The following is a 9,045-nucleotide window of genomic DNA, read 5'->3' as shown; positions in this document are numbered from 1 at the left end:
AGCTGGCGCTGGACTGGTGGGCGGCCGAATGTCCCTCCGTGGAGGGCATCGGCATGGTGGTGCGCAGCCCGGAGGGCAGCAAGGCCATCGAATGGAGCGCGAAGCTCGACGGGCCCGCGCAGTCGGTTGACCAGCGGCTCAAGATCCCCGCCTGGATGGCGGAGTTCGAGCAGCGCGGCGGCCGGCTGGTGGTGCAGGACGTGGGGTTGGCCGAGCTGGAAGCCTGCGCGGCAACGCACGAGCTCGTGGTCGTCGCCAGCGGCAAGGGCGAGATCTCGCAATTGTTCGAGCGCGACGCGGAACGCTCGCCGTTCCACCAGCCCCAGCGCGCCCTGGCGCTCACCTATGTGAAGGGCATGAAGCCCGCCCTGCCGTATGCGCGGGTGTGCTTCAACCTGATCCCCGGCGTGGGCGAATACTTCGTGTTCCCGGCGCTGACCACCACGGGGCCGTGCGAGATCATGGTGTTCGAAGGCGTGCCCGGCGGCCCGATGGATTGCTGGGCCGACGTGAAGACGCCGCAGGAGCACCTGGCGCGCAGCAAGTGGATCCTCGACACCTTCCTGCCCTGGGAAGCCGAGCGCTGCGGCGACATCGCGCTGACCGACGACCACGGCATCCTGGCGGGGCGCTTCGCACCGACGGTGCGCAAGCCCATAGCCACGTTGCCCTCGGGCCGCCGCGTGCTGGGCCTGGCCGACGCGGTGGTGCTCAACGACCCGATCACCGGCCAGGGCTCCAACAACGCGGCCAAGTCCGCCGACATCTACCTGAAGCGGATCCTCGAACACGGCGATGCGCCGTTCGACGCCGGGTGGATGCAGCAGACCTTCGACCGCTACTGGGAAGGCTATGCCCGCTGGGCCACCGACTGGACCAACAGCCTGCTCGCGCCGCCGAAGCCGCACGTGCAGAAGCTGCTGCAGAGCGCCACCCACACGCCCGCGGTCGCCAGCACCCTCGTCAACGGCTTCGACGACCCGCGTGGCTTCGCGCCCTGGTGGTTCGATGCCGTCGAGGCCGACCGCTTTCTGGAGGCCAAGGCGCGCGAGGCGGCGGCCGACCGCTTCGACCGGCGCGACTTCCGCAAGGCGCTCGGCCAGTTCACCACCGGCGTGACCGTCATTACGACCCGGGCCCTCGACGGCCGCCGCGTGGGCATGACCGCCAACTCGTTCTCGTCGGTCTCGCTGGACCCGCCGCTGGTGCTGTGGAGCCTGGCCCGGCAGGCGCCGAGCGTGGCCGACTTCACCGGCGCCAGCCATTTCGCGATCAACGTGCTGGCGGCGCACCAGCATCACCTGTCGCGACAGTTCTCGACGCCGCAGGCCGACAAGTTCGGCGGCGTGGACTGCTGCGACGGAACCGCTGGCGTGCCCCTGCTGAATGGCGTCATCGCTCGCTTCACCTGCCGCAACGTGCGACAGTACGACGGCGGCGACCACCTCATCTTCATCGGCGAGGTCGAGCGCTACGATCGCTTCGACGGCGAGCCGCTGGTCTTTCATTCGGGCTACTACCAGGTGACGACGCGACATCCGGAATGCGTGCCATGAGCGCGCGGCCCGCACCCCCATCGACCCATTGAACGGAGCACATCACATGCAGGACAAGACAGCCACCTCCCCGCGCCACATCCGCATCGAGGCCACCGACGGCAGCGGAAGCTTCAACGGCTACCTCGCCGTGCCGCGCTCGGGCAGCGGGCCCGGCCTGGTGCTCGCGCAGGAAATCTTCGGCGTGAACCAGACCATGCGCGACGTGGCCGACTACTACGCCGAGGAAGGCTACGTCGTGCTCGTGCCCGACCTGTTCTGGCGCCAGCAGCCCGATGTCGAGCTCGGCTATTCGCCGGACGACTGGCAGCGTGCCTTTGCGCTCTACCAGGGCTTCGACGAGGCCCGCGGCATGGAGGACATGCAGGCCTCGATCACCGCGTTGCGCGGGCGGCCCGAAGTGCAGGACGCCAAGGTCGGCGTGCTCGGCTTCTGCCTGGGCGGCAAGCTGGCCTACCTGGCGGCCTGCCGCACCGATGCGGACGTGGCCGTCGGCTACTACGGCGTGGGCATCGACGCCGCGCTGGATGAGGCCGACCGCATCCGCTGCCGGCTCGCGCTGCATGTGGCGGAGCTCGACGGCTTCTGCCCGCCCGAGGCACGCGAGCGCATCGTGAATGCGCTGCGCGGCCGGCCGAACGTCGAGGTGCATGTGTACCCCGGTGTCGACCATGCGTTTGCGCGGGTGGGCGGCGAGCACTACCACCGGGCCTCGGCGCTGATGGCGCACGAGCGCAGCATCGCCGCGCTGAAGAGCGCCATCGGCCCGCACTACGACCTGGCCGCGCTGTGGGACAAGCACTGCGAGTACGAGTTTGCGACGCGCAACGTCGACGACACGATGGGCACGATGGTGGCCGAGCCCTACGTCAACCACATCCCGACCATGACCGGCGGCGTGGGCTACAAGGCGCTGCACCACTTCTACTCGAACCACTTCGTCAACAGCAATCCGCCCGATACCTCGCTGGTGCCGATCTCGCGCACCGTGGGCGCGTCGCAGGTGGTCGACGAGATGCTGTTCTGCTTCACGCACACCACCGAGATTCCGTGGATGCTGCCGGGTGTGGCGCCGACGGGCAAGCGGGTCGAGATACCGCTGCTGGCGGTGGTCAAGTTCCGCGGCGACAAGCTCTACCACGAGCACATCTACTGGGACCAGGCCAGTGTGCTGGTGCAGATCGGGCTGCTCGATGCGGCGCGGCTGCCGGTGGCCGGCGTGGAGACGGCGCGCAAGCTGCTGGACGAGACGCTGCCATCGAACACCTTGATGGACAGGCAGCGCCCTGAATCCTAGATCGGGGCACGAAACAGGTGCAGTTCGTCATTCCCCATGACCAGACGCGATCAGCGCAGCATCGACGACATGGCTGAACAGCAGTTCAGCATGCGCACCGCCGCTTCCACCGTGTCGGCGGTGAAACGCAGGGTGGCGCCGTCGAGGCGCTCGAACGCGGGCCACTGGCAGAACAGGTCGGCCAGCGAAGGCGACTGGGTGCGCAGCGTGACCACCTGCGGTCCCTTGAAGACCAGTGGGCTGGCATGGGAGCGCGCAGCCAGCGCCTGCGCCACGCCGGCACGGATCGCCTGGCGCGACTGTTCGGGCGAGAGCGACACGCCGCTGTGGAAGCCCGTGGCCCGCTTGGTCTGCACGAAAGTGGCATGCGGAAAGATCGGCCGGTTCTCGGCGATGAACACATCGTCCCCGCTGCCCATCACGACCGGCACGCCGTATTCGCCGGCCAAGGCGCCGTAGAGCCCGGCCTCGCCCAGCTCCTGATCGGCCAGCCAGATGCCGGCAAAGGCAAAGCTGTTGATCGTGTGCGCGAGGATGCCGCGTCCCTGGGCGCGCGAGTGGTAGCCGACCATGCAGACCGCGTCCACGCCTTCCTCGACGCCCGCCACCATGCTCAGGTAGCGCGGCTTGCCCTGCACGACGCGGGCGCGTGGGTCGAGCACGTCGGGCGGCATGTTGCGAAAGCCGCCGTGCGAGTCGTTGACCAGCACCTCGGTGGCGCCGGCGTCGAAGGCGCCGGCGATCGCGGCATTGGCTTCCTGCGTCATCAGCAGGCGGGCGCGTTCGAACTCCGGGTTGCCGGGGCGGGTCTGCTCCGAGTGGTAGACGCCTGCGACGCCTTCGATGTCGGTGGAGATCAGGACTTTCATGTGGGAACGCGCAATTGCGCGAAGGAGGAAAGGCAAGAGGGAGGCAGCAGCTCGCCGAGTGCCGCCCGGTGGTTGCCATCGCGGCCCGTCACGGGCGTGGCGCGCCAGAGCGCGTGCAGGATGGCCTGCTCCGTGCTGTCGGCTGCCGCCTGGAAGAGGCCGTCCAGCAACCCGTCATGCACCATCGCCATGGCCGGCATCGGGCGATCGACCCGGTCCGGCACCGTGTAGGCGGTGGAGAAGGCCAGCACGATGTCGCCGCTGCCATGGCCGAAGACCGAACCGGTGCGCGCCAGCCCGGCGCCCGCGCGCAGCGCCAGCCGGCGCAACTGACGCGCATCGAGCGGCGCATCGGTGGCGACGACGATGATGATCGAGCCCTTTTCCGGTTCTTCGGGCACAGCCGGACTTTGCGCCGCCAGTCGTTCGCCGACCGCGTGACCGGCAAGCACCATCTGCGGCTGGCGCCCGTAGTTGGCCAGTACCAGCGCGCCCACCGTGTGCAGCCCGCCATCGGCTGCCGACACGCGCCGCGAGGCGCTGCCGATGCCACCCTTGAGCTGAAAGCTCGACATGCCGCGTCCGGCGCCGACCGAGCCTTGCGCGAATTCGTCATCGGCGCTGGCCAGTGCGTGCAGGTAGTCGGCTTCGGTGACCGCCAACCGCTGGATGTCGTTGAGAAAACCGTCGTTGCACTCGAAGACCAGCGGATTGACCGTGGGCAGCGACCGGCCGCTCTCGGGATTGGCTGCCACGCAATGGCGGATCTGCGCCGTGGCCACCGTGCCGACCGAGAAGGTGTTGGTCAGCGCAATCGGCGTCTCCAGCACGCCGAGCTCGGCCAGCTGCACCAGGCCCACGCTCTTGCCGAAGCCGTTGAGCACCACGGCGGCCGCCGGCACCTTGTCGCGGAACGGATCGCCGGCGTGCGGCCGCACGACCGTTACGCCGGTCTGCACGTCGCCGTCGTCCAGCGTCTGATGACCGACCGTGACGCCTTCGACGTCGGTGATGGCGTTGCGCGCGCCCTGGAGCAGGTTGCCGATGCGGGGCAGGGGAGTGGATGACATGAAGARAGAACTACTGCCGGTCGATCTTCGGATCGAGCGCATCGCGCAGTGCGTCGCCCAGCAGGTTGAAGGCCAGCACGGTGAAGAAGATGGCCAGACTCGGGAACAGCGCCACATGCGGCGAGGTGACCATGTCGGCGCGGGCCTCGTTGAGCATCGCGCCCCACTCGGGCGTCGGCGGCTGCGCCCCCATGCCGAGGAACGACAGGCTGGCGGCCGTGATGATCGAGGTGCCCACGCGCATCGAGAAGTACACGACGATCGACGAGATGGTGCCTGGCAGGATGTGCCGCACGATGATGGTCCAGTCCGACGCGCCGATGCTGCGCTCGGCCTCGATGTAGGTCTGCTGCTTCAGCACCAGCGTGTTGCCGCGCACGAGGCGCGCGAAGGCCGGCACGCTGAACACCGACACCGCCACCACCACGTTGGTCATGCTGCTGCCCAGGATGGCGACAACGCCCAGCGCCAGCAGGATGCCGGGGAAGGCGAACAGCACGTCCGAGATGCGCATCACGATGCGGTCCCACCAGCCTTCGTAGTAGCCCGCGAGCAGGCCGAAGGCCGTGCCGATGAAGCCGCCCACCAGCACCGACAGGAAGCCGGCGGCCAGCGAGATGCGCGTGCCCATCAGGATGCGGCTGAAGATATCGCGCCCCAGCGGGTCGACGCCGAACCAGTGCGTGGCCGAAGGCCCGCTGTTCAGCATGTCGTAGTCGAAGAAGTTCTCCGCGTCGAAGGGCGCGACCCACGGTGCGAACACCGCGATGAACACCAGCAGCAGGACGAAGATCGCCGCGACGATGCCCACGGGCTGCTTCTTGAAGCGGCGCCAGCATTCGCCCCAGGGCGTGCGGACCTTGCCCGCGCTTTGCACCGCGGCGACGGGGGAGAGAGGAACGATGGATTCGGCAGGCACGCCGATAGCTTGCGTCATGGCTGCTTGCTCACTTGTAGCGGATGGTGGGGTTGATGAAGCCATAGAGCACATCGACCACCAGGTTGATCAGGATGAATTCGAGCGAGAACAGCAGCACCAGCGTCTGGATGACCGGGTAGTCGCGCATCTGCACGGCATCGACCAGCAGGCGGCCGAGGCCGGGCCAGTTGAAGACCGCCTCGACCAGGATCGAGCCGCCCAGGAGAAAGCCGAACTGCAGGCCCATCATCGTGACGACCGGAATCAGCGCGTTGCGCAGGCAGTGCTTGATGATGACGGTGCGCTCGCGCACGCCCTTGGCGCGCGCGGTGCGCACGAAGTCTTCCTGGATCACCTCGACAAAAGACGCGCGCGTGAAGCGCGCCATCACGGCGGCCACCGCCGCACCCAGCGTGATCGAGGGCAGGATGTAGTGCTGCCAGGTGGCGGCGCCCACCGTGGGCAGCCAGCCGAGCTGGACCGAGAAGATCTGCATCAGCAGCATGCCGAGTGCAAATGCAGGAAAGGAGATGCCCGACACGGCCAGCGTCATGCCCAGCCGGTCGGGCCATTGGTTGCGGAACACGGCAGAGACGATGCCGATGCCCATGCCGAAAATCACCGCCCACGTCATGCTGGTGATGGTCAGCATCACCGTCGGGAAGAAGCGCTCGGCGATCTCCGTCGACACCGGCCGCCGCGTGCGGATCGAGGTGCCGAAGTCGCCTTGCAGCATGCGGGTGAAGAAGCTCGCGAACTGCTGAGGCAGCGGCTTGTCGAGGCCCAGGTCCTGGCGCACCACGGCCACGGTCTGCTCGTCGGCGTCCTGGCCGGCGGCAAGGCGCGCCGGGTCGCCGGGCAGCATGTGGACGAACAGGAACACCAGCACCGCCACGATGAGCAGTGTGGGGATCAGGCCCAACAGTCGTTTGAGAAAGTAATTCAGCATGGGGTGCGGGTGTCGCGAGCGGGCGGCAGCAAGCGTTGCCGCCCACCGGACAGTCAGTCAGAGAACGAAGGACCTGCGATCAGTTCGACACGGAAATCGCGTCGATGTTGATGTTGGCGTCAGGCATCACGAACACGCCCGACAGACGCTTCGAGTGCGCCGACAGGTTCTGCTCCGTGACCAGCGGCACGCGCGGCAGGTCCTTGCGGATTTCGTCTTGCGCGGTCTTGTAGAGCGCGGCCTTTTCCTTGTCGTCCACGGTGATCAGCGCCTTGGCGATCGCGGCGTCCACCACGTCGCTCTTGTAGAACGACATGTTGTTGAGCTTCGGCGCCCACGACTCGGAGGCGAACAGCGGGCGCAGGCCCCAATCGGCCTCACCCGTGGACGAAGACCAGCCCGTGTAGTACATGCGGACCTTGGCCGTCTTGGGATCGGGCCAGGCATCGACCTGCTCCGTGCGCTGGCCCACTTCGAGCGCCAGCACCTGCAGCTTGATGCCCACCTGTGCGAGCTGCTGCTGCACGAACTGGATGGTCTTCTGGCTGGTCGTGTTGTTGTAGGCACTCCACAGCACCGACTCGAAGCCGTCCGGGTAGCCGGCTTCCTTCAGCAGCTCCTTGGCCTTCTTTACGTCGTACGGAATCGGGGCCATCTTCTCGGCGAACTTCACGCCCTGCGGCATCACGCCCTGCGCGGGGAAGGCATAGCCGCCGAAGGCGACCTTGGCGAGCGCTTCCTTGTTGATGGCGTAGCCGATCGCCTCGCGCACCTTCGGGTTGTCATACGGCTTCTGCAGCATGTTGAAAGCCAGGAAGCGCGTGATGATCGAGGGCGACGCCACCACTTCGAGCTTGTCGCTCTTCTTCAGCAGCTCGGCCTGCTCGTAGGGAATGGGGAAGGCGAAGTCGGCCTCGCCGGTCTGCAGCATCGCGGCGCGCGTGTTGTTCTCGAGCACCGGCTTCCACGAGAGGTTGTCGATCTTCGGGTAGCCCTTCTTCCAGTAGCCGTCGAACTTCTTGGCCTTGACGGCATCGGTCTGCTTCCACTCGACGAATTCGAAGGGGCCGGTGCCCACGGGATGGAAGGCGATGTCCTTGTTGCCCCACTTCTGCAGCGCGGTGGGCGAGATCATGGCAGCCGAGGCGTGGGCCAGCGAGTTGATGAAGGGGCCGARGGGCTCCTTCAGCGTGATGCGCACGGTGCTGGCGTTCACCGCCTCGACCTTGCCCACGCGGTTGAACTGGTTGTAGCGCAGCAGCTTGTTGTCCTGGTTCAGCACGCGCTCGAGCGTGACCTTCACGGCCTCGGCGTTGAAGTCGGTGCCGTCGTGGAACTTCACGCCGGTGCGCAGCTTGATGGTGTAGACCAGGCCGTCCTTCGACACGTCGTAGCTCTCGGCGAGCACGTTCTGCACCTTCAGGTCCTTGTCGAACTGGAACAGGCCTTCATAGAAGGTCTTTGTCACCGCCGTGGTGATGGTGGTGTTGGTGTTGTACGGGTCCAGCGTTTCCGGCTGGTAGCCGATCGACAGCACCACGTCGCGCGCGGCGAGTGCTGTGCCCGATGCGGCCAACGCGGCCAGGCCCAGCAGTGCGGATGCCCATCGCAGGGAGGAAGAGGATTGCTTCATGGAAGAACTCCGGTCGGTTCGTGGAAAGAAAGCAGGAGGGCCTGCGGGATGAAAAATCAGAAAGCGCCGCCGATGGCGTCAAAAATCAAAAGGCCCCGCCGATGGCGTGGCGGGCAACGAAATGGCCGGGTGCGACCTGCACCAGCGGCGGCACGTCGGGCTCGTCGCCGACGGCGCGGATCGGGCTCGGGATCTCGCCTTCGAGCAATGCGTGCGGCTTGTGGCGGCGCGACGGATCGGCCACCGGCACGGCCGCCATCAGCTTGCGGGTGTAGGCGTGCTGCGGCGCCTCGAACACCGCGCGGCGCGGGCCGATCTCGACGATCTGGCCCAGGTACATCACGGCCACGCGGTGGCTGATGCGTTCGACCACGGCCATGTCGTGAGAGATGAACAGGAAGGCCACGCCCAGCTCGCGCTGCAGATCAAGCATGAGGTTGACGATCTGTGCCTGGATCGACACGTCGAGCGCCGACACCGATTCGTCCGCCACCACCACCTTGGGGTTGAGCGCGAGCGCACGTGCAATCGCAATGCGTTGACGCTGGCCGCCCGAGAACTCGTGCGGATAGCGCTGTGCCACCTCGGGCGGCAGGCCGACCTTCCGCAGCAGCCAGTCGACGCGCTGCTGGGCCTCGGCGCCTTTGGCGATGCCGTGGATCAGCAGCGGCTCCATGATCGAGAAACCGACCGTGACGCGCGGATCGAGCGAGGCGAACGGATCCTGGAAGATGAACTGGATGTTGCGGCGC

The 9,045-nt window shown here is 67.1% G+C and carries 8 protein-coding genes and 1 pseudogene; 3 read left to right on the top strand and 6 right to left on the bottom strand.

The genetic code is table 11. The features are described from left to right. The 3 genes and pseudogenes from AC1D2K_RS22800 to AC1D2K_RS22790 all read left to right on the top strand — a co-directional run. A pseudogene (locus AC1D2K_RS22800) lies at positions 1-1,058 on the top strand (styrene monooxygenase/indole monooxygenase family protein); the annotation flags it as partial. Next, entirely contained in the window at positions 1,032-1,556 is a 525-nt protein-coding gene (locus tag AC1D2K_RS22795) for a flavin reductase family protein (protein ID WP_478091193.1), read from the top strand. The pseudogene AC1D2K_RS22800 and the gene AC1D2K_RS22795, both read left to right, overlap by 27 nt. A 46-nt stretch (positions 1,557-1,602) precedes the next feature. Beyond that, entirely contained in the window at positions 1,603-2,853 is a 1,251-nt protein-coding gene (locus AC1D2K_RS22790) for a dienelactone hydrolase family protein (protein WP_478091192.1), read from the top strand. Between the two features lie 50 nt (positions 2,854-2,903). Here the strand turns inward: AC1D2K_RS22790 and AC1D2K_RS22785 are convergent, their stop codons facing one another. The 6 genes from AC1D2K_RS22785 to AC1D2K_RS22760 all read right to left on the bottom strand — a co-directional run. After that, the gene (locus AC1D2K_RS22785) at positions 2,904-3,722 is read right to left on the bottom strand and encodes a M55 family metallopeptidase (RefSeq protein ID WP_478091191.1); all 819 of its coding nucleotides are present in this window, start codon (positions 3,720-3,722) and stop codon (positions 2,904-2,906) included. Next, positions 3,719-4,792: a P1 family peptidase gene (locus tag AC1D2K_RS22780; RefSeq protein WP_478091190.1), complete on the bottom strand. Its 1,074-nt coding sequence runs from the start codon at positions 4,790-4,792 to the stop codon at positions 3,719-3,721. The genes AC1D2K_RS22785 and AC1D2K_RS22780 overlap by 4 nt, the downstream gene beginning before the upstream one ends. 10 nt (positions 4,793-4,802) lie before the next feature. Next, positions 4,803-5,729 (bottom strand): glutathione ABC transporter permease GsiD, encoded by a 927-nt coding sequence (gene gsiD / locus AC1D2K_RS22775; protein ID WP_478091189.1) that lies wholly within the window; start codon positions 5,727-5,729, stop codon positions 4,803-4,805. Positions 5,730-5,739: 10 nt separating this feature from the next. After that, entirely contained in the window at positions 5,740-6,660 is a 921-nt protein-coding gene (gsiC, locus tag AC1D2K_RS22770; protein ID WP_478091188.1) for a glutathione ABC transporter permease GsiC, read from the bottom strand. 79 nt (positions 6,661-6,739) lie between these two features. Next, positions 6,740-8,293, bottom strand: coding sequence for a glutathione ABC transporter substrate-binding protein GsiB (gsiB, locus tag AC1D2K_RS22765; RefSeq protein WP_478091187.1), 1,554 nt, complete (start codon positions 8,291-8,293; stop codon positions 6,740-6,742). A gap of 85 nt (positions 8,294-8,378) precedes the next feature. After that, a partial coding sequence (locus AC1D2K_RS22760; protein ID WP_478091185.1) for an oligopeptide/dipeptide ABC transporter ATP-binding protein occupies positions 8,379-9,045 on the bottom strand: 667 nt, incomplete at its 5' end.

The sequence above is a fragment of the Variovorax sp. P1_H12_2 genome (assembly GCF_056405335.1).
This window is presented reverse-complemented; position numbering and strand designations above follow the sequence as displayed.